This is a genomic window from Paenibacillus sp. J22R232, assembly GCF_056269165.1.
The window spans coordinates 17,036-38,992 of the sequence record NZ_JBWDNK010000005.1; the positions used below are offsets into that span (position 1 = coordinate 17,036).

17 protein-coding genes and 2 pseudogenes are annotated in these 21,957 nt (G+C 39.2%); 5 read left to right on the plus strand and 14 right to left on the minus strand.

What is annotated here, in order from left to right:
* Nucleotides 1-263 precede the first annotated feature (263 nt).
* The 3 genes from AC0YN3_RS16480 to AC0YN3_RS16490 form a co-directional block, all read right to left on the minus strand.
* A complete protein-coding gene (locus tag AC0YN3_RS16480) occupies nt 264-812 on the minus strand; it encodes a hypothetical protein (protein ID WP_475776105.1) in 549 nt (182 codons plus the stop codon).
* A 1-nt stretch (nt 813) separates the two neighbouring features.
* Nucleotides 814-3,825, minus strand: coding sequence for a UvrD-helicase domain-containing protein (locus AC0YN3_RS16485; RefSeq protein ID WP_475776106.1), 3,012 nt, complete (start codon nt 3,823-3,825; stop codon nt 814-816).
* A 293-nt stretch (nt 3,826-4,118) separates the two neighbouring features.
* Nucleotides 4,119-4,346, minus strand: a complete 228-nt coding sequence (locus AC0YN3_RS16490; protein WP_475776107.1) for a ParA family protein — start codon at nt 4,344-4,346, stop codon at nt 4,119-4,121.
* Nucleotides 4,347-4,834: 488 nt separating this feature from the next.
* On the opposite strand from AC0YN3_RS16490, the gene AC0YN3_RS16495 reads away from it, so the two are divergent.
* Both AC0YN3_RS16495 and AC0YN3_RS16500 read left to right on the plus strand, forming a co-directional pair.
* Nucleotides 4,835-5,866, plus strand: a complete 1,032-nt coding sequence (locus tag AC0YN3_RS16495; protein ID WP_475776108.1) for a phosphoribosyltransferase-like protein — start codon at nt 4,835-4,837, stop codon at nt 5,864-5,866.
* 21 nt (nt 5,867-5,887) lie between these two features.
* Complete coding sequence (locus AC0YN3_RS16500) at nt 5,888-6,544, plus strand: NADAR family protein (protein WP_475776109.1); 657 nt, start codon at nt 5,888-5,890, stop codon at nt 6,542-6,544.
* Between the two features lie 227 nt (nt 6,545-6,771).
* On the opposite strand, the pseudogene AC0YN3_RS16505 reads toward AC0YN3_RS16500, so the two are convergent.
* Nucleotides 6,772-7,768 (minus strand): annotated as a pseudogene (locus AC0YN3_RS16505) (IS256 family transposase); the annotation flags it as partial.
* A gap of 142 nt (nt 7,769-7,910) precedes the next feature.
* Here AC0YN3_RS16505 and tnpB point away from each other — a divergent pair.
* Nucleotides 7,911-8,339 carry an IS66 family insertion sequence element accessory protein TnpB gene (gene tnpB / locus AC0YN3_RS16510; protein WP_475776110.1) on the plus strand — a complete coding sequence of 143 codons (429 nt, stop codon included), beginning with the start codon at nt 7,911-7,913 and terminating at the stop codon, nt 8,337-8,339.
* A 12-nt stretch (nt 8,340-8,351) separates the two neighbouring features.
* Nucleotides 8,352-8,852: pseudogene (locus AC0YN3_RS16515) on the plus strand (IS66 family transposase); the annotation flags it as partial.
* Between the two features lie 87 nt (nt 8,853-8,939).
* On the opposite strand, the gene AC0YN3_RS16520 reads toward AC0YN3_RS16515, so the two are convergent.
* From AC0YN3_RS16520 to AC0YN3_RS16565, 10 genes are all read right to left on the minus strand, one after another.
* Nucleotides 8,940-10,409 carry a protein kinase domain-containing protein gene (locus AC0YN3_RS16520; protein WP_475776111.1) on the minus strand — a complete coding sequence of 490 codons (1,470 nt, stop codon included), beginning with the start codon at nt 10,407-10,409 and terminating at the stop codon, nt 8,940-8,942.
* Nucleotides 10,410-10,726: 317 nt separating this feature from the next.
* A complete protein-coding gene (locus tag AC0YN3_RS16525; RefSeq protein ID WP_475776112.1) occupies nt 10,727-11,383 on the minus strand; it encodes an EcsC family protein in 657 nt (218 codons plus the stop codon).
* A gap of 1,010 nt (nt 11,384-12,393) precedes the next feature.
* Nucleotides 12,394-12,738 carry a hypothetical protein gene (locus tag AC0YN3_RS16530; RefSeq protein WP_475776113.1) on the minus strand — a complete coding sequence of 115 codons (345 nt, stop codon included), beginning with the start codon at nt 12,736-12,738 and terminating at the stop codon, nt 12,394-12,396.
* 13 nt (nt 12,739-12,751) lie between these two features.
* Nucleotides 12,752-13,510, minus strand: a complete 759-nt coding sequence (locus AC0YN3_RS16535; RefSeq protein ID WP_475776114.1) for a hypothetical protein — start codon at nt 13,508-13,510, stop codon at nt 12,752-12,754.
* A 140-nt stretch (nt 13,511-13,650) separates the two neighbouring features.
* Complete coding sequence (locus tag AC0YN3_RS16540) at nt 13,651-14,571, minus strand: WG repeat-containing protein (RefSeq protein WP_475776115.1); 921 nt, start codon at nt 14,569-14,571, stop codon at nt 13,651-13,653.
* Nucleotides 14,572-15,276: 705 nt separating this feature from the next.
* On the minus strand, nt 15,277-16,302 hold the full coding sequence (locus tag AC0YN3_RS16545; protein ID WP_475776116.1) for a restriction endonuclease PLD domain-containing protein: 1,026 nt from the start codon (nt 16,300-16,302) through the stop codon (nt 15,277-15,279).
* On the minus strand, nt 16,299-16,979 hold the full coding sequence (locus AC0YN3_RS16550) for a GNAT family N-acetyltransferase (protein ID WP_475776117.1): 681 nt from the start codon (nt 16,977-16,979) through the stop codon (nt 16,299-16,301). The genes AC0YN3_RS16545 and AC0YN3_RS16550 overlap by 4 nt, the downstream gene beginning before the upstream one ends.
* A 14-nt stretch (nt 16,980-16,993) precedes the next feature.
* A complete protein-coding gene (locus tag AC0YN3_RS16555) occupies nt 16,994-19,540 on the minus strand; it encodes an ATP-dependent helicase (RefSeq protein ID WP_475776118.1) in 2,547 nt (848 codons plus the stop codon).
* 392 nt (nt 19,541-19,932) lie between these two features.
* Nucleotides 19,933-20,286 (minus strand): metallophosphoesterase family protein, encoded by a 354-nt coding sequence (locus AC0YN3_RS16560; protein ID WP_475776119.1) that lies wholly within the window; start codon nt 20,284-20,286, stop codon nt 19,933-19,935.
* Nucleotides 20,287-21,021: 735 nt separating this feature from the next.
* Nucleotides 21,022-21,231 (minus strand): hypothetical protein, encoded by a 210-nt coding sequence (locus tag AC0YN3_RS16565; protein WP_475776120.1) that lies wholly within the window; start codon nt 21,229-21,231, stop codon nt 21,022-21,024.
* Between the two features lie 299 nt (nt 21,232-21,530).
* Here AC0YN3_RS16565 and AC0YN3_RS16570 point away from each other — a divergent pair, with 299 nt between their 5' ends.
* Nucleotides 21,531-21,947: a helix-turn-helix transcriptional regulator gene (locus AC0YN3_RS16570; RefSeq protein WP_475776121.1), complete on the plus strand. Its 417-nt coding sequence runs from the start codon at nt 21,531-21,533 to the stop codon at nt 21,945-21,947.
* The last annotated feature ends 10 nt before the right edge of the window (nt 21,948-21,957 follow it).

A 21,957-nucleotide genomic window follows, 5' to 3' on the forward strand; every position in this document is an offset into this window, starting at 1 on the left:
GTTTAACTTAGTATGAGTTCAATATATCAAATCACCTGAAAGAATTATGTTGTTTTATGTCGAAATATATAAAGTAAGTGCAATTTTTGGTATCTGAAGTCTTTTTTTGTTATATGCGGTTGTTAGTACATCTACATAAAATCCGAATCTAATATCATTACACATAAAATAGGAGAACTTTTGCTACAGCAGGGTTCACGACATATTTGGGTTCTAAAAATATTTTCAATAATTCGATGATACAGAAGTGCTATGAAAGACTCTCACAATATAAGAGTCTTTCCATTTTTAAACCATTCAATATTCGAGCAACTCATAGTAACCATATTAAAAAATAAAAAGGCACCATACTGATATTTTAGATCATTATATTTAGAGTCTGTGTATGCCTTTAATTTGCAGTAATCATAGTCGTTTGTAATTGAGCTGTTTGATTTTTTTATTTCGATAATAAGTATGTTTCTATTTGATCTTCCACGCTTATGGACTATTATGTCTGGATACACCGAGAACTCATAAAACTCTTCTCCATCTATTTCACGAATTCTTGGATTACTCTTAATTCCAGGTAGTTCTTTTATTTCGTTTTGTATCACAAAAATTTTTTTTAATTCGGCTTCATTTGAAGCATTTCTATTAAACTCACAATCAACATCATAAAAGGAACCGAATTCATCTTCTAAGTAAGAAGCTATTTTATGAGATATTGCCCTTTCACTAACATTCTTCTCTAAAAGATATTTGTCTCTATTTAAAAATTCTTTTATAGAATTGTTTAATGCTCTCTTGATAAATGAAAATTGTACAGCCAACTTATTCACCTCTTCCTATTTTCTTAGGTTGAATGATTTTTGTATGTTTGCAAAGCTTGAAATTTGTGCAGCTTAAATAATTTGATTTGGTCCGTGAGGAATATCGCTCTACTAAATAACCATCACAAGCGCACTTCATTGGATTCTCCAATATCCGAATATCATAATAACTCCAATCACAACCTGGGAAATTCGTGCAGCTTACAAAAGGCTTTTTGGTCTTTGAATTATCTCGCTGCAGTAATTTTCCTGTGCCACATTTGGGGCACTCTGGATGCTCAATTAAATCTTCCTCTACATTCGTAGCGTCAATTTGGATCCGATCCTTATATTCGTCTTCTAGTTCTCGAATAAAAAAGGACGTCTGCTTTCGTCTATTAGGCGTCAGAATGAACGTATTATTTTTCGTACGGGTAAGCGCAACGTAGAACAGACGCCGCTCCTCCGCAAACCGTATCTCCTCTGAATTGGTCAGCACCCATTGAAGCAGTGGATCATCCGAAATTTTATTTGGAAACCCAGACGTCTTATTCTCAGCATTTATCAATATGACTTGATCAGCTTCCATCCCTTTCGATTTATGTACTGTTAAATAAAACAGTTTAATTTTACGATCGGGTAAAAACACTACTTTTCCGGACTTCTCATCATACTGGAATTCGTTTTGACCTTCAAACAGAGTATTTATATCCCGGTTGTTTCTACCCAGCAGCATTATTTCTTGCTCATAACCATGCTGAGCTATGATCGACGTGATGGTGTAACGGAGTGCGATAATCTTAACTTCATACTTGATAAGTTTAATCGGCATAGTAGCAGACTTCTCTGAACGCAGCTGCTTTTGAAATTGACGTTTATTTTTCATTACAAATGTACCAGCCACATCAATGAGCTGTTGGGAATTCCGATACGTCTTCTCAATTCGGAGTAGTTCTGTTGTTCCCACATAAGAAATAAAGTTTGTGAACAAATCCAGATCGCTTCCAGCAAAGCGGTAAATGGATTGCCAATCGTCGCCAACACATAAAAGAGTAGCGGTCGATTTGTCTTTGATTGCCTTAACTAACTTAAAGCGACTTTGGGATATATCTTGGTATTCGTCCACGATGATGTACCGGTAGTGAAACGATACTTCAGGCTCTAGTGCATGCGATGTGGCTTTATTTATCATATCGTTAAAATCGATTTGGTTATCAGCCTGCAATTTGGTCTGATAATAGGTGTAAATCTGTTCTGCAATAGAAAAAAATAGCCGATTTCGTTGCAGATGATACATATTTTTGGCATACTTCGCATCAGATGCAAACACTAATTGTGAAAATACTTCCTTGCTATAACCATTTGATTTGAACAAATTGATGAATGTTGCGCATAACTTCTTGAATTCGCTGTAGTATGGGGAAATTTCCTGGTTGCTTATAGCTTTGAAGATTATCTCCGCTTCGACTTTCTTAAAAACAACACCATGCGCTATCAGTTTGTATTCTAGTTCGGAAAAAAGAATCCCTTGTTTTTGGTAATACGAGTACGTCTCGACTAGCGTCGTTTGGTACTTTTCATGAGTCTCACGCTTCCAACTAATTCCATCGACATATTTAAGCTCTTCGATTTCAGATAACCATGGAGTTTTATAATCTTCGGTAATGCCAAAGTGTTCTAGGTATATCCCATACTCACTTAAATAAAAATCGGGCTTGTACTGTCGATAACCATTTTCATTGGTAGTGTGTTCGTAGTCACGCTCGTATTCGTATTGAATACCATTTAAAAATAAAAAATTGGCAATCATTGTCTCTTCGATGCTTTTTGTTTTCTCACCTTGTATGGTTATTTTATTTTGCTGAAACTGCTGTATTTTGCCTTTGAGCGTGATCAGATCTTGGGGCTTGGTTTGTTCGATGATATCGCCAAGCTTTGCCGAATCTTCCTCTTCATCTGGTACATTTAAATACATACCAAAAAAGTATACAATGCTTTGAATCAGCATTTGATCGCGGAAGACATATTTGGTCAAATACTCTTCGACAATATGATTATTCTCAGGATCTATTACGTTAGGCACTTGACCAGGCTTATCGCGTATAATGCTCATGCCTAAACTGTGAAAAGTTCGAACATCGACTTTCAAGCCCAATTTGTCATTAATACGCTCTTTCATTTCTGCTACCGTTTTTTTGGTAAAGGACAAGAGCAGGATGTTTTCTGGAGCTACAGCTCTCTTTTCCACCAAATACTTCACTTTACCGGCAATCGTTAGCGTCTTACCGCTTCCTGCCCCGGCAAGAACCAAGTTGTTGTCTTCTTCAGTTAGAACGGCTAGACGCTGTTGCTCATCCAAAGACCTTCCGTCAATATTCGATAAAAAGTCTTGCATCCTCTCCATCTCAAACGTTAGAAACTCACGGTTCCATTCGGCACGCCTGTCTCCTATATTATAGATGACAGATTTAAACGGTACGTATAATTCATCGGCTATCTCGCTTACATCTGCTTTACTGTAAAATGCTAATGTCCCTGCGAACTCAGCAATCAATTTTTGGATAGAGGAGTCTGAAATATATTTTTGTTTGAGCTCTAATAACTTAGTATTAAAACGTGCCATTTCTTCATGGTGCTTTTGAATCTCCATATGCATGTCGTAGTAAAACTTATTCAATATTTCATACTTCGCTAAAGTTTTATTTTTTACTTGTAGATAAAAGCTATTGATCTTTTCATAATACGGGTGACTCATAAGAGCATGATATCTTTTTCTTATTATGGCTTGGAGCTTTTGGTCCGGAAATTGAAGCAAATTGTCTGCCTGTAAAAACGTGAATTGCAATAATTCAAATTGCTTTTTGAGGTTGTCCATTCGCTCTAAGGCACTGTGAAATTCCACGTCTTTAAATGCATCCACTCGCAAGATCAGTTCCGCTATTTTTTCAGCAACTGGTTGAAACTTAGATTCCAGTTTGATTAACCGCTTTTCGTTCATGTAGTTGTTAAAAGTTTTAATGATGTAATCAAACAATATATTGTCCCACCGTTCTTAATATTCCTTATAGGTCATACAGCCTATATCGGCTTTAAAACCAAGTATGATTAATCATTAATTCCTGTTTGTTAATCAACAAAATAATCCTCGTCAAGTATCTTGCTTCTTTGGGAAAAGTATTTTTTTCTACTTTACCCCTCCCTTTAATGAAAAGCTAAGGATAGCGTATTATTTGAATCAAATTTAAAAGTTAAAACCCTCACAGTATTTTTTTCCGGCTCTTCCTATAGTGGAACGTCACTTCACCGGCAGTCAGTTCGACCATTGCCCTAAATCAGGTCAATTCCTTCGCGATGCTGCAAATTACCCTCCTGTGGGTCGAAGCTTTCCACTGCCATAAACTTTTGCAGAATTGTCTCTAGTGATACTGGGAGGTTGTCCGGTTCTAGAAAGCCAAGCGAATCCATTAAATCCCCTTGCGCTTCAGCATCCAGAAGCAGCACCCATTCGCCTTCCGCCGCCAACCCGATGCCGAGGTTGACCGCTTTCGTTATCACTCAGTGGCTTTTTTGGGTAAATATAGAAAAATTTTATCGTAAAGTGGTGGGCTGTCTATAAGAGTTAGCTAAGCTTCCTCCAGGAACTCTGCAGACCGCCACCATTGCGATAAACTGTGGATGGACGGAAGTATCATAATCTCTCCGCAGGTCATCGCCATAATTGAAACCACCAATTACATGGAATTGCTCTCAGCTTGTCCTACGTCTTAAACGGACGGCAGGACAATATGGTCATGTCGTGCTGGCATTCTGGCTTTCTTTAGAGGCTTCACGGGGGAATGTTCCAGACAAACTTGTATTAGATTTTCAAAGAGCAGTGCTGAGAGAGTTTTGTCCCTCTATCTATTTCTAATGTTTTTAAGCCATATTTATCATAAGTTCTTTCCTCCTAATTTCGAATTCTTTCTAGATCATAAATGAAAGAAGGATTTTTATTTTTTGTGTCGAAAATAAATCTAATTACCTAATTTTGGAGGTTAAGATGCATGACTGACAAGGAAAAAGAAGAAGCCAAAGAACTAATTGATAGCATAGTGAAAACGACTAAAGACTACAAAAATGGGAAAGTAATGAGTGAAGACCACGTAAAGAAATGGATTAAACAGTTCAGCAAATCCTCTCGGCTTACTATTTTAAAAGAGATGGATCAAATCTTAAAGAAACAATATGTGTCCAGAATGAGCGCTGCAACCTTTATGGAGACAGTCCTCAAGAAGGAGAAACTTGTCGGGGATTTCAAAAAAAACCATTCTGCTCTGAGCTTCATGAATATTCAGCGGAAAGGTGAAAGTCAGAATGACCTGCTAGAACTATTAGACCAAGTAATGCAAGAGAAATTTAATATCAACTTGTCTGACTGCGGATCACAGCCGACAACTTATATCTATGTTGACGATTGCTTATTCACGGGAAATACCTTACTACGTGATATAGAAAGTTGGGCAGAATCAAATCAAATAGAAAATACAACGTTACATTTTGTGTTCTTAGTATTGTTTGATGGTAATATTAAGTATCTGAGTAAAAAGCTCAATAGTCTTTTTAAAGACAAGAACGTGACCTTTAAGTTTTGGCGGGCGCATGAGCTTTCAAATAAACCTTGGGAAAAGCGGGATTTTCAATGTTTATGGCCGAGTGAACCAGAAGATGACGATGAACATGTGAAGAGTTTTAGAGAATTTATTGAAGAGCAGCGGGAGGAGAAGGAAGGGCAAAATCAATTCCCCCTTTTTCGGCCTGCAGGCCATTTTACAAAAGAGTCGTTATTTTCTTCAGCAGAAGCTCGTGAGGTTGTTGAGCAAGAATTCTTAAAGCATGGTGCATTTCTCTATACCTTTGCGGGGAATACAAGTTTTAAACCGATGGGGTATTCCTACTTTTTAAGCTTGGGATTCGGTTCTTTATTTGTAACGTATCGCAACGTCGCTAATAACAGCCCCTTAGTATTATGGTGGGGAGACTCCACTCAGGAACATCTGAACCAATGGCATCCTCTTTTTCCAAGGAGGGTGAATTGATAAACATTTGGAGGATTGACAGTGGCCAATCATGAAAAAAAATTATACTTCAGGGAGAGTTCAATTGTTTTTAAAAAAACCAAGGAGTCATATGGTGCATTGTCCAACATGGCTCCTGGTTTCCATATTACAATCAACGAAGTAAGAATTTTAACCTCTGAGGCGTTATATCAGGCATGTCGATTTCCACATTTGCCTCAAGTACAAAGAGAAATTATCAGGCAAAACAGCCCAATGACTGCAAAAATGAAAAGTAAACCTCATCGCAAACAGTCGAGACCTGACTGGGATGAATCAAGAATAAAAATAATGCGTTGGTGCCTTCGTGTTAAATTGTATCAAAACTGGCTCAGGTTCTCGGAAGAACTGAAAAAGACAAGAGAATTGCCGATCGTAGAAGAATCTCATAAAGATGCCTTTTGGGGGGCCATCCCTGATGAAGATAATAATTTGTTTGGAACAAATGCCCTTGGCAGGTTACTTATGGAGCTTCGGGAAGAAGCGAAGCAAATTGATAATGGAGTCATACTGATAAACCCTCCAAAAATTGATAATTTTTTATTATATGACGAACCCATTCAGACTATTAAGTGTCTTTTAGAAATAAATTCGTCGAAAAAAATCACTCAAGAATCAAAAGACCAAGAAGTTCAACAAACTTCATTATTTGAAGAATGAAAAGAGTTGAGTACTTTCTTAAAATAACTCAAATAAAGTTATAACAAAAGCCAAAAAACATGATAGGAAGACAACTTTGAGGCGCGCACACTATGAAAAATAAGGTAAGCATCAAACTCTCCCCACCTTCGAATCAAACAAGTTATGAGATAATCCTCCTCAATAGCCATTCAGAGGAGGATTTTTCTATGACTATGAGCAGAGAAGAGATTCGAATGAAATGTGAAGCTCGCATCCATTGTAGACAGATACAGCATCTTGAGAAGGGCCTCATCGGAGGGAAAGATACTTTTTCCTTTCGTCACTTTGCGAAGCTGACGATGGTAGCTCTCGATGATGTTTGTTGTGTAGATAAGCTTGCGAATCTCAGGAGGATACTTGAAAAAGGTCGGCAGTCACTTTCTTGAGATCCTTGTAAGAGACATATCGAGTAGAGTTGCTAATTTAATGTATAACACACTTCTGAATCTCGGTCTGTGGGTAGCAGGCGGATATAGCCTGAGAGAAGCCCGTCAGGTTGTCAACACAGGTGATGAGGATATCTTAAACTCCGCGGTTTTTCAACTCATTCAGCACGCTCAGCCAGAATTTGGCGGACTCGTTCTCGCCGATCCACATGCCGAGGACATCCTTGTTGCCGTCTAAATCGATGCCAATTACCATATATGCTGTTTTGTTCACGATGGCTCCATCTTGCTTCACTTTGATATGGATGGCATCCAAAAAGACGACCGCGTACACGCTCTGTAGTGGCCGGCTCTGCCACTCTTTAATGAGGGGGACGATCTTGTTGGTCACATTTGAAATGAAAGTTGGGGATACGTCAATCCCGTAAACGTTGTCCAAGTGGTCCTGAATATCTCGCGTGCAAACACCTTTGGCGTAGAGAGCTACGATTGGGTCCTCAATGCCAGTCACATTCGACTGGTGCTTCTTCACGACTAAGGGTTCAAACTCTCCATGACGGTCACGAGGAATAACAATCTCCTGATCCCCATATTCACTGGTAACCGTTTTACGGCTCTTTCCGTTTCGGCTGTTTGTCGTTTGTTTGCTCTTCACATCGTGCTTGTCGTAACCTAAATGTGTATCCATTTCTGCTTCCAACATCTCTTAAATCGTTTCAGCAAACAGATCTTTTAGAGCATTTTGTGCATCTTATGCAGTTACCAGTTTGTTCTCCTTGATAAACTGACGTAACTGTTCCTTGGTCCATAATCCCATATGTGATCCCCAACCTTTCTATTATCTCTATTTTAATAGAGTTTGGAGTTTACACATAATATTTTACAGACTCAGTCGATGCTGGATTTGTGCCCACCTTGCTCCGCAAGTCAGTCGTTCGAGTACTGGAGAGCGATTCGGTATGTTAAACGAAATCACGTCAAAACACGTCTATTTAGCTTGTGGCAAAACAGATTTACGCAAATCCATCGACGGCCTCGCCGCACTCGTTCAGGAAGGACTCGGATTGAATACATTCTCTCCGTCGCTGTTCGTTTTCTGCAACCGCGAAAGTAACAAACTTAAAATGTTGTACTGGGAGCATAACGGTTTCTGGTTGTACTACCGCAGACTCGAACGCGGCACATTCCATTGGCCACAGGCAAACGGAGATCCTGTTGCGATCACAAACCGCGAGCTTCGCTGGCTGCTCGATGGATATCTCTTAGTCAGCGTCAGGCACATCCGAGAGTGCAAGCAGAAGTGGTCATTTAACCATTCATATTTTACGCAAATCGTCCTATCTAGCAGCAGGTACTCCTTTCCGTGGTATCGAAATCATACGTTATGAAAATCAAATGGAATCCCAACCATCACATCCCTCCAGCAACAGGTTTCTGAGCTGTCAGCAAAACTCAAATGGTATGAAGAATAGTTCCGTTTAGCACAGCAGAAGCGCTTCGGCGCTTCCAGCGAGAAGACAGATCCCGACCAACTGGGAGATGAATCTGTTTAACGAAGCCGAAGTGTTTGCCGCGTCCACTCCTCAGGAGCCAGATTTCGAGACCGTCACGTACAGTTGTAAAAAAGCGCTGGCAATCGGGAAGCCAAGCTGGATCAGTTCCCCATAGAGACAATCATCTACGCCTTGCCGGAGTCTGAGCTAGTCTGCTCATGCTGTGGCGGTGGACTCCAAGAAATGAGCACTGAGACGCGTAATGAGAGTGCAGACATTCCAAAGGAAGTGAAAGTCGTCCGTCATTTGCGTCAGGTCTGCGCTTGCCGTCATTGTGAGCGAGCAAAGATACGCACACCAATCGTCACGGCGCCTATGCCAAATTCAATACAGCCAGGGATTCTGAGTCAGGCTTTTACTTCCAATAGAAACTGAGATATCAAGATAGCTCATATTTACCTTCTAAACATTAGTTTTCCACAATAGGCTCCGCTACTAGTCAGGCAACCTTTCAAGTAAATCGTTCGCATAGTATCTAATATTTGCGCATTCTATTAGAATACCTCTAGCTATTTGCTTTACTTCTAGCTCTTTCGAAGTGGTACATATATGATAGGCAATATTCGCAAAAATATCGTAATTACCCCATCCACCATAACCGGTTGCATTAACATAGTTTTCTGATAATGATTGTAGAATCCTTATTTGATAAATAACCCCGAAGCACAGGATTAATTGTCCGAATTTAAATAATCGATGTTCAACTACAAACTTACTGATCTTATCGGCATCCACTAGTGCCATGACATATTCATGTACTTGAGCATCATACTTAGCATTCAAAACATTGTTTATTGAATGTTGCTTATTTTCTTCATTATTCACACTATTTATAACGAAGCCTACATCCTTAATTATCTCTCTAACCGAGTCATATCTTAATGACTTATCCCTAGCCATACACCGTTCAACTACAATCTTAAACATATGATTAGGATCTTCTGAATTTAAGGTGTAGATGTAATCAATAATTCTACCAATAGAGTATATATCACTTTTCAGATCCAATTTGGTAAAGTCTGTACCTGCCGCAGGATCAACAAAAAGATGATTGTTCTTCTCCGTCATCGACGACTTAATGCTGCGTTCAACAGATAAGTCCTTACTTAACCCAAAGTCACAGATTACAAAATCATTCTTAATCTTTAATATATTACCTAAATGAAGATCACGATGGATGATACCTTGTTCATGAGCAAATGCCATACCGTTCAGAATATCCAATATGATTTTCAGTTTATCTTCAACAGAGAGAGCGAACTCTTCTTCTAAGTATTTAAAGAGGTTTATATCCCCTGGTTCCATCAAATACGAATGGTTATCCGAATCGTATTCATACACATTTAGAATTTGTGGGCAACCGTTAAGCTTCTGCATATTTTCAAACTCATATCTCATACGCTTTTGGTGTTTATCCTCATTTTGAAAATGAGGCTTCAACTCTTTTCTTAAAACCCCTTCCCTAACCCGCACAATATTACAGTAAGAACCATAATCCAAAATGTCGTTAGGAACTAAAACAATGTCTCCCACTTCTGGATTTCTAACCTTTACGTTGTCTCTCAATAATACTTTTGTGATGAGTTCAATAACTTTGTTACTTTGTTCTTTATTTATAGAGGAGAACTTAAGGATGTTCAATATATTTTGTAGTACATGTAACCACTTGTTGTTCGGCAATCCACTGTATTGCTCGACTAAATGCTGGTCTTCTACTATACTAAGACCACCATTCTGGTCGAAGAAGTCAGCAATATCCAAGTATTCAACACTCAGTACAGAATTATTATAATACCAATCCAAAACTAGACCATAATATTGCCAGTTGGTATCTGAAATCTTACCATCCCATAGTCGATCATTGAAATAACTCAGGATTTTTATGTAGTTCTGCTCTGATAACACAATATCCCTCCATGAACTTCCTTTAAAGTAGGATTTCAGTGACTACTTGTTGATTTCAGATTAATCGGCTTTTAACAACTTAATCTCTTCCCTATTAGCTCCAGGCTCCACATTCAACCAAAGGATCTTTCAATACCCCTCATTTAGCTCGACATCGAATCCGAACTTCCAATAAAAGTGAGCCGATCGGTCAATGTAACTCCAATCAACCCCTGCTATCATGCCTGTGATACATTGGATTTGCATTTGATTAACAAATTTCAGGATCGCTGCCATTAAGATTGATCCGTAGCCGCGGTTAAATAGTTCTCTCAATGTTAAGCATTTAACGGAACCGATAATCCTTCTTTTCCATTCTGAATAAACATTTTCTTAGCTATTCTGCCAATAGTTGCAGTGGATACCCCATCGAATGTTCCACCAATAAGCCCACCAGCTACTGGAACCATCTTACCAAGATTAACTACACCCTTGCTTCCAAACTTAGTCAGCAGTCGAAATCCAACTTTTTGATTAATTTTAGTAATTACAGTTCCAGATATTCTTTCAATGGCTACTCTCGTTATTTTTTGCCCTAATACGATCCCTACATCTTTAATGATATCCTTTACTCCATTACCACATAAGCACATGTACACAAATGTCTTGACCCTATCGTCTCTAAGGTCGTAACCACCCAAATGAGCAATAGCAGCAATCATCCTCATTTGAACATATAAAACACTTGCAAGATTGGCAGGAATAGCTACAGGCAGAGTCACTAGACCCCCCAGCCCTGTCAAGAACCCAGAAGTTGCAGATTTAGATACTTGCCATCCGATTAGTGAATTTGCTGCTTCTTCAATTGACTTAGCTTTTCGCAAATAATTCTCCGCCATTTCTTCAGCAGTATCAGTGCCCGGAAGACCATTTAGGGATTTATCATACGCCCAATCAAGTGCTTTCAATACTACGTCATTTTTTAGCTTCGCCATTTTAATCTTCCCTCTCAGACTAATACTTTTTCGATGAATTATGTGTAATAAAAATAGGTCTAAATATCTATTATATTGTAATACAAAAGACTCAATTTGGCGATAGTTTCCATAAGTGGGTATCTAATTTACTATACTAAATAACATATGTTTGAAAAGATATGAATCTGATTGTACATCTTCTAATTGAAGTGAGGCATTACCCTATTAACGAGAAATCCCTAATAATTGTAATGGGATATGTGGGAAGCTTAGATACGAGGAATGACTTATTTATACTTTTTGTTGTTCATCTTAGTGTTAATGGATTGCTGCATTAAATTTTCTTAGCAGAAGTTTGCAAATACTAATAAACTATTTCTATACTGCCACTGTACGCAAGCATGTTCCGCAAGTCCAACATGGCTGAACGGTCTCATATACAAAAAAGCCACCCAAAGGGTGGCCTGCACTCAAAAAGAGTGCAAAAGTATAGATAGGAGTGGAGAGTCCTGTCCTGAACCTGTAGGTTTTAAATGTATATTTTCATACCTAGTCCTCTATTTATATGTTCAACTTACTGTAGCCTATCCAGGTCAGTTCAGTTGCAAACAGAATCAAAATGCTTCGAGTTTGCCGCCCAAACTATGAATTGTCGTGTTATCCTACCTTGAATATGCGATTATAACCTTTCACCCTCTATATCGGGACAGGGCATTATACAGTTGCGGCTCATATTAGAAAAAACGCAAGTAAGCGAGGATAACTAAAAACAGGTTAATCATGGTGGTATCTGACCATAATCAACCTAATAAATGGAACGGAATAGCGCTATTTAGGTAATAAAATTCAAGCATCTCTGTGCGTACAGGCATATTAGAGGAATATCAGCCAGGGATGATGAGGGTTAAGTTCTATCAGGGAATGCCGCCCCATTCATTCGGCACTGGGTGGGGGCTATCAAGAAAAAAAGAAAACCACATGGAGTTGTTACACTCGCATGTGGCTGAATCTGTGTAATACTCCACAAATTATCTTTTCAGTATTTTTTTTATTTCATCAGATAGCTCTAAAATTTCTAACCATTCAGATGAATTTTTCACAGACTCTATATTCCATTTTTCACTACCTCGTAGCTCCATGAATTTATTACGGAGCTCAATACTCTTATTCATAATAAGGTCATTAATTAGACCGGCATCTTTTAGAACAATCAAATTATTAATATGGAGAAATGAGGTCGCTCCAACATCAAACTCTTCAAAAATGCTGTACCCAATGGTAATTGTATCTGAACTTAATAAATATATACCACATTTCTGAAGAGTATCTATATATAAATCCATTCTTTCTGAAACTGTTATCTTATGAACCACTTCAACACCTACCTCATTTCTCTAAATAATAAATGGTTGCCTTGTCTCCATTAATTGGTACATATGATGAATCTACTACTTTATTTTTTCCAAACGAACCACTCGAAAAGCCATAATATGATCCTACGTGAACTCCCCCACCAGCATGATAAAAAGCTGATTGGTCACCTTTAATAAACTTCCATCCTAAACCATTTGATCCGTAAACTCCTTTTGTCCACCCACTTCCTAGTATTTCTGCGACATCATCTGCTGACTTTCCCCATAGATTTGTCGGATTGGATGCAATGTCATTAAAAGATTTGAGAGTATTATTACCACCTCTTGGTGCTCCCATTGGTCCAATCAATGAGGCCATTGCAATCCACGATTCAATTGGATTTTGTGATGAGAAAATAGTTCTCATCGCTGTTACACCTGTGACATCATTCATAAAAGAAGTCATGTTCATCATATTTTGATGTGCCTGTTGCTGACTCCCTTGAGCTATTGCTTGCCGTTGTGCAACTTCTGCTGCTGCTTTCCAATAATTCATGTTGCCAAGTGGTTTGCCAAAGTAAGACGCTTCACCCATAGCACCAAGAATACCTACAAACTTCCCTTTCTCTAAAATAGGTGCAAATGGGTTATCCCAGTCTCCTCCTAAATCCCTGGATGATGCTGTAGCGCAGGAACCTCCGTGTGCCCAATTGCCATCCTTAGATACACAATAATGTCCTGATGGATCGACATATATTAACGGATTATTATACACATAAGTGTACTGATTCAAGCTAAGCTGATTACTGATACTACCTTCATACGTATCCTAGTTTATAAAACGATCTTCTCATTAAAAATGACGGTGACTTATCAAATCACCGCCAAGCTTTTACGATCTTTTATTGGGACATAAGTAACTAAGAATAGACTTTATAAATACTGGAATTGATAAATCTCATCTCCCGTATGCCGATCCACATAAATATGATTTTTTCCCATCTGAAATCTAAATAACCTCTGTCCTATAGATTCGTAATCGATACTTCTATATTTGGGTTCAATAATATATTCACCCTGTTTGTTAATGATGCCATACCGATCTTTCATTACGACATAGGCTGTCCCTTCATGAAATTTTGAAACATGGTCAAAAATCGGCGGAATTACGATATCCCCCGTTTTATTTATACATCCCATCTTTCCATCCCGAACAAAGGAACACACACCCTCTGAAAAGAATCCAAGCGAATCATAAATAGGCTCAATGATAATTTCACCATGGGTGTCAATTAAACACATTTTTCCCGAAGAGTAATGCGCGGCAGGAGCCAGTCCTTCAGCAAACTCGTATCCTGATCTAAATAATATAGATGTGATAACTACCTCTCCGTCTTTGTTAATGTAGCCATTATGTTTTTTCTTTTTGTCCGTAAAAAACGCTAAGCCGTGTGAAAAGTTTCCTACAACCACATCGGTAAACTGCAACTGCACATGACCTTCTGTATCTAGGAACTGAATGACACCGTTGGTTGTCTTTGCAACCACCAACCCCTCCGAATAATGTCTAATATTTTGATACATCGGCCGCACAATAATTTCATCCTGCTGGTTAATAACTCCCCAAAGTTCATCTCTCTTAATTGCACTAAATCCTTCGCTAAACGCTTGTACAACATCATATTTTATCGGGATGTTCTTACTATCAATTGATAAAAAACCTTGTTTACCATCTTTTTCAACTCTATACAATCCTCCAGTACCATAAAAAGCATTGTCATATTGTAGAGGCACGACTATGTTTCCTTTGACGTCAATGTAACCCCAAAGCCTATTCTCATGGATCGGATACAAATTACTCACCTCATTTATTAATTGAATTAAGTGACTGCTTTAATAATGCCTGTTATTATTCCGGGTATTCTAGCTATTCCCCCAGGTCCAGGGATAAAGTTTATAGTTGGCTGAAGCATTGTTTTTTCTTACAGTGATCCCGGTTATATCTCCCTTCGCATTACGATCGTAAAGGGTATAATGATAGACACCGGTGTCTACGAGTGCAGTTTCTGAAACCACCCAAAATAACGCCCTAGATCCTGGCGCTTAAACGGTCGCTTTAAATGAAACATCTGAGAATAACTTCACAGCTTTTATCTTTTTTTCTTTAGGACAACATATGAAAAGCTTCGTACTAGCTGCTACCTTCTGCCCTTAACCAAACTGGATGCGTAGTGTATTCAACCAATCCTCCGCCTGCTGCATCGTTTCCGCAGGGCCTTCCATCGGCAGTAAATCCGTGCCGCGATCACGAACAAAACAGCAAATTGGTACCTCACCTATTTACATCATTCTGGCCATATCAAGTTCATAAAAATCAACATAGTAGGCTTTCAACTTCTTCAGAGCGACCAACTCCATTTGTTGTACAACTTTATCCGTTCCTAGTCTCCTCCAATTTCGCCGCGTATTGGCGAACCGATTGGTTAAATCCAAGTGAACTGTGTAGGTTTTTAACGGGGTGTCGATATTAGCCCATGCTTTCAACAGCGCACACCGTCCTTATATAGAGTTATCAATGATTTCAATAACATGCTTTGCAAAGTCCTCTGTAAGCCTAATCCTATCAACCCCACGTTGCAATGCACCGAGTGTTTTCCCGCCATTTGTATTGATAACAGCGTCTGGATCAAAGGATTTCCGAATACTGGATATGGTATTATTAAACTGAACCCATGAGTCACTATAATCTGGACAAAGATTCTTGGCAGTTAGCTCCCACTTCCATCTACTGGTGCTGTCCCAAATATAGTACGCACTTGTAACTTCAAAATAGCCTAACAACATCGTCGTTCCGACCCCATAACAAATTAATATATCTCCAATTCGAACGCTTTTGGGCTCCACAGAAAAATGCATCTTCTCAGTATCTCGAGAGAGTCTCCTCGTGATTTCAAACGGACGTTTCGAATAACCAACAGGTTTTATAAAATACCGGAGTCCTGGCTTAAAACCACTTCTCCTGATCAAATTGTTAATCTTTAAATCAATATTTGGTGTGCCGGGAATACCCCTATTGAGGGCGTAATCTTCTATTTTTGTCAGGATACTGTCTAGCTCAATTGGATCAATAGCAAGACTACTCAAACTAAGAATGTCATCAATGATTTTCTGTAACTCAACTGAGTCATCAATGACTACACCCCATTCATGATTTTTCTTTAATCCTCGCCCCGTGAAATTAGCGGAAGAAATTATGCCGTTGACAGGAGAGCCACTAATAGAAGCAATATAAATCTTCCCGTGAAGTCCATTATCAATATGCACACGAAAATTAATATTTCTAGCAGAGCAGTTAGTAATTAAAGATCGGAGAGAACGAGCCTTCTTAAATAAGTCTGGATCGTTATCTTTCAATGTTGTAATTAAAACAATTCCCTTTACCGCTGCGGGAGTAAAAATCTCACTGAAAATATCATCGAAAGACTCCGTTAAAAAGGGGCTTATGATGTATAACACATCAGCATTCTTACTAAGTCCGTTTAGCTCATTATAATGAGTAGTAGAAATATTATTTATTACCCTCATGGACCGAACAACCTTTCTTCATCAACTAATGACTCTTGTTCAGCCTTTAGCCTTTCAAAAGCTTCCCGGGTAGCCCCAAGAGCGTGGTTGACCCAAATAATCTTACCGCTTTGAGCTTCATGATCGAGATCACAATCAAAGCCGAACTTCCGGTAAAAATGTTCCGATCGTTCAATGTGATCCCAGTCTACCCCCGAGATCCATCCGGTGATGTATTTAATACCGAGTTCATCGACCAGTTTCATTATTGCTTGCATGACCGATGAGCCATAGCCGCGATTAACTCGATCACCTTCGATACGGATATCTGCAATCTGCATATGATTGTTGTCCGGATAGACAATTAAGAAAATTTTCGAATCAGGGACAATTACCCCTTTCCGGGTGATAACCCTGACCCTTAAAGTAATGTCCCGCTCATCCATACCATCACCGTAATACAACCGGGTTACCAATACGGTTTCCCCACGTTGATTTTGTGATGTTAGGAGAACCTTATGTCCTTCTTTCTCGAAATCAAATAATTGCTGTTGAACCTCATAAGCAATATCGCCCCTTTTCTTAAGTGGGGTGAATTTATACTGCCGCTTTAGATTAAACAATGAATCGCTTTTACCAAAAAGGCTTTTAAATACGTCAGAAATTAAAGCAGCCTTCTCCTCGTTACTATTACTCATAATGTAATGCCCCCTTAAAGCGCTGCTACAGCGCCAACCGGACTGACCTTATCAGAATCAATAATCGGTAAGTTCAGTTCCTTTAAGAATTTCGACCTTCCGCATGGCTTATTTTGCATTGTCTTGGGGAACGTAACATACAGTTTCTTTTTAGCTCTGGTAACTGCGACATACATTAGCCGCCGTTCTTCTTCCTCAGTAGTAGCCGGTTCTGCTTTTTCTCTACACAACTGAACATCCACTTCCTTTAGAGCTATAGCGTGGCTCGAAGGTAATCCACCATCGTAACAGCCAATGACAAACACATTCTCAAAAGCTAACCCCTTGCTCCCGTGAATCGTCAAGAAATACAATGCGTTGTACTTCTTGTCATGGTATAGCTTCAAATTTGCCTTCATTTCATCTTTACGCCGGTTCATTCTCTCATGGAAACCAAGCAGCTCAGTCCAAGTATTATATTTTTCAAGTTCTTTTAGAATCCAGTCCTTATCCTCATCAGTCACTTTTTCCTTAACTCTCGGAAAAGATAAGAAATGCTCCGCCACTTCTTTCATGTTAACCGGCTTATCCTGCTTCAGGTAAGTAAGAAGGGTTAGATACTTTTGTAATGGGAGCGTATCCTTGTTTCTTGACTTTTCAATCGCCAATGCACATGCTTCACGAATCAATTCGGATAACGAAGCGATATCTAGAAACCCATACCATTTATCTATGTCATTCTTGCTGACGAAGTAATGACCCAGTGCATTAGTTAAAATTGACCTCCACATTTGGAGCATGTTACCCCTTGAGGACATTACTTCTTGCCACATGCCAAACGCATTATTAAAATCATAAATAGAAAAGATACCCATAACATCATCCATTTTCTCAATGACATATGGAACCCCTTTAACATCTAAGGCTAGGAACATACTTTGAAGCTGTCTTTTCGATCTATACAAAACTGTCGAAATTGTATAGTTGATGGGATCGACTTTACCCTCCAATACAAAGGGTTCTAGCTTACCGATCTCCTGGGATCTCGAAAGAATCCAGAGAGCTTCTTCTTTGAGATCAGGACAGCCCACGATGATCGCTTCGCCAGCATCTTTATGGAATGCATCCATCGACTTGGGAATGCGATCATGCTTGTTCTCAGAGATAACCCAGTTACCAGCATCTACAATCTTCCGCTTTGAGCGATAGTTCCTCATCAATCTTATCTCATGAGTGTTGTAGGTTTTCGGGAAATCCTTAATATATCTAGGATCTGACCCCCTAAAAGCATAGATCGACTGGTCATCGTCGCCCACTATAATTAATTTCGAAGCACTTGTTGGAGGACACATGAGCTTGACCGTTTCCATCTGTAATGGATTAATATCTTGGAACTCGTCAATGAAGATATAGTCGTATCTGTTTTGAACTATCTCTCTTGCAGCTGGATACTGAAGCAATGCATCGTATAAGTTAATTAGGAAGTCATCATATACAACAATTTCGTTATCCTTTCTTATCTGATTCAACTCATTAAACATTAATTTGAACCTAACGCTAACAGAATCATCCTCCTTATCATCGATTACACTGTCGAAATGCTTCCGGATATAATCGGTCATTTGGTCAACTGTGAACCCCATGTTAATCCAAAAACTTATACGTTCAAAAATCGTTTTTTCATTTTCCTTATCAAACTTGAACAGTCTGTATTTGTTAATCAACTTACGTAGCTCTGTTTTATACTCATACTCACCTTCATCAGCGTTTCCACCTTGAATCCCAATTGATGAATAAGCAGGATTCTGCCTCTTCAACTGATTGAACAAACTCATGAATGTGCCATGAAAGGTGCTGACATTAACCTTTGAATTTTCTACCCCGAGGAAGAGATTGACTCGTCCTTCCATCTCTTCTTTAGCCTTACGAGTAAATGTCATCATACAGATCCGATTGGGATTAACATTCTTCATCTGAATGAGATAAGCAACCTTAGCACAGATCGTTTCAGTCTTACCGGAACCAGCACCTGCAATAATTTGAAGATGTTTTTCCATACTATAGCGGATCGCTTCAACCTGATTTTCGTTAAACGGGTTACCCTTTATTTTCTCAGCAATTTCAAAGAAGCTGCCGTCCCAATCCGTGTTCGCCACTGGATTATCAGTCTGAGGAACCTCTAAGATTTCACCAAATCTTGAGTTATAAGAAGAATGCTCACTTTCGATCTTAAGAAGCTTTTGCTTCAGGGTATTAGCATTATTTCGAGTCACAATCAGTTCGGTGGAGAGGTCTCCATGACTATCCGACAGGTCAGAGTGTTCTTCCTGTAGCTTCTTATACTCGGAATCCTTCCTGAAGAAGCTTTGTTCAAGAGATTTATATTTTGCCAACATCTCGGAATTTAAGTGCTGCATTTTCTCGATGGCTTTCTTTGCCGCGGCGAAATCATCACTAACTTTATTAAGCTTTGACGCTATAGTGGAATTCTCATAATTGGCTTTATCCAGTCTACTACTGAGATGAGTTACTTCTTCTAACAGTTTGTCTTTGCCTGTGAGCTTATCAACGAAGTTGTTCAATACCTTTGAATCCTCCAATACTATTCTGGTTGCTTATCACTTCAAAGCGTGACTTCTGAATTAGTTCTACCGCCTTGTAAATATTCACCAATAGGAGTCTTTTTTCCTGCTTTTTGTAAACAGTAATCGACAAAATCCCCACATAAAGACACAAGAGCCATGGAGCAAATAAAAAAAATGCGGCTACTCCATCTTAGGGTGACCGTATGCATTGATTAATTACCTTCATTTCTCATACTGAGTTATCCGCGCCTGTGGCATACTTCTTTACCGTGGGGAGCTTGTAGCTCTATAAAGCTCAAGATGGATACCCCATGATGGGTGGTGATGACATGATTTGTGACCGCTGCTCAATGATACTGTGGATGACGTTCATGCGTTTACCTACCTTCTCACAACTGGATGGTACGAATCTTGATTCCTGTCCTCTCGTCGGGATAGCCTAAGGCATTGTTAATTAAACGACAGCCATCGCTGTGGAAATAGTCGACTTGGGTATGAATATGCCCGAAACACCAGACCTTGACCTTGGCTCGGGCAAGGAGGCTCGATCCATCAAAGTAATAAAAGCTTGTTACTGGATCGATGAGGTGTTTACACTCAACCGCAGACCAATCGGGGCAGACGTGTGTGATGATGACCTGGCTTTCATCGATGACTGTTTCAAGCTGCTCGTACTCCTGATTGAAAAAATCCAAAAGAGTGGACTGAGTGAATCGCGGGTAGATCAAATTGGCGTCATTCATGGACTTCTTCCATTTCTCATATAGTTGTGATTAGCTCATATTTAATGTCTGGATGCCAAAAGATAGATTATACCAAGCTGGCGTTTCCCCGTAAGTTACCCCATCGATACAGATGGTAGTTCCGTTGAGACATACAACACCTTCGAGCTGCTCGCACCTCCGTTAATGGTTGGCTTGTATTATAACTCTGAAGTGATTTTGGCTGAACCCCTTAAAGGGATGATGTTATGATGCAAAAAGCCGCTTGATACCCATGAGAGTAACAAGCAGCTTTGATATGTATATCTCACACAATAAGATTAGATATTGAGAAGGGTACGCATTATCATAAGCTTATTCATCATCTGAACAATAGAATATATGCTCTCCTGAACAGCATCTGTTATATTATCAATAACTCTATCAAGACGATAGGTAATGAACTCATCCGATCCGTCAACTGCGTCACTTGAATTGGTTTTCCCATCAATGAACACGGACGGCAAGCCTACGCCAGGTTGTACTCCATTTGCACTGCAATTGTGCTAGCTACACCGTCCACATCCTTTACCGTCATACTTTTCCGCGTCGGGTAGGCATACGCAAAAGAACTAGAGTAGTTCTTCGTCGTTAGTACCGTCTTCATACCGTTAGCTATTTGCTTTGTCGTCACGTTGTCGTACACGTCGATGCCACCATAGCTTTTCTGCTGGAGGATCTCCCCGGTTGCATCGTTTTTGCGTACAGTAAGGTCCGTTATCGTCCCCTGCGTGTTGAGTGTTTAGGCGTTAGATAAGTGCCTGCATCGGCAGGCGTCCGCTCGCTGATCAGCCATTTCTTCGTCGTATCATACACATACGTCGTCATCAAGCACTTAACGTCGGTGGCCTGCAACTTTTTAACGTAGTCGTCATATTCCGTGCTCTCAGTGATTACATCCGCTTTCTGATTGCTGCTTTGCGTCATGCTGGTTGGCACAGACGCCGGAGAGCTGAGTCCTCTCACCGACTTCGTGTAGGTGAAGGTTGTTTTATGCTTTACGCCCGCAGCCAAGTGTTATAGTGATTAGCACCATATATACAAGAAAAAAAACAATTCTGTTGAAAAATATAATCCCACAAATAAATCAGACTAAGGTAATTAATTTTTTAAAAAAGGCTATCTTTCATTGCCTGAAAAATATTAAGCAATTATTCATTGCATCCATATGCAGGAAACTATATATTGCATATAATTAATCTAATTTAATTATGGGGGCTCTAAACATGTTACCTAACCGCCTTCGAAATCTACGTATAGGTGCTGAAAAAACTCAAAAAGAAATGGCACGTCTCCTTGGTATAACTCGTCAGGGGTATGGAAATTATGAAGTTGGCAATACGGAACCTGATCAGAAAGCAGTAAATTTCCTAGCAAATTTCTTCAACGTATCTATTGACTACCTATATGGTAGGTCAGATATACAATCTGCTGATTTGAATTATCAAATAATAAATGTAACAAAAAAAAAAAAGCATAATAAGGGAGAATGTGAACAAGAATTAAATCAAGAGACAACTGTCGGACGTGCTTTCTTTGGAGGAAATGATAAGTACACCAGAGAAGAACTAAATATTGCACGTGCTGTTGCCAAAGCAGCGATTGAAGCATATAGAAATACAACAAACAAAAAGCAAAACTAATTATTTCTCA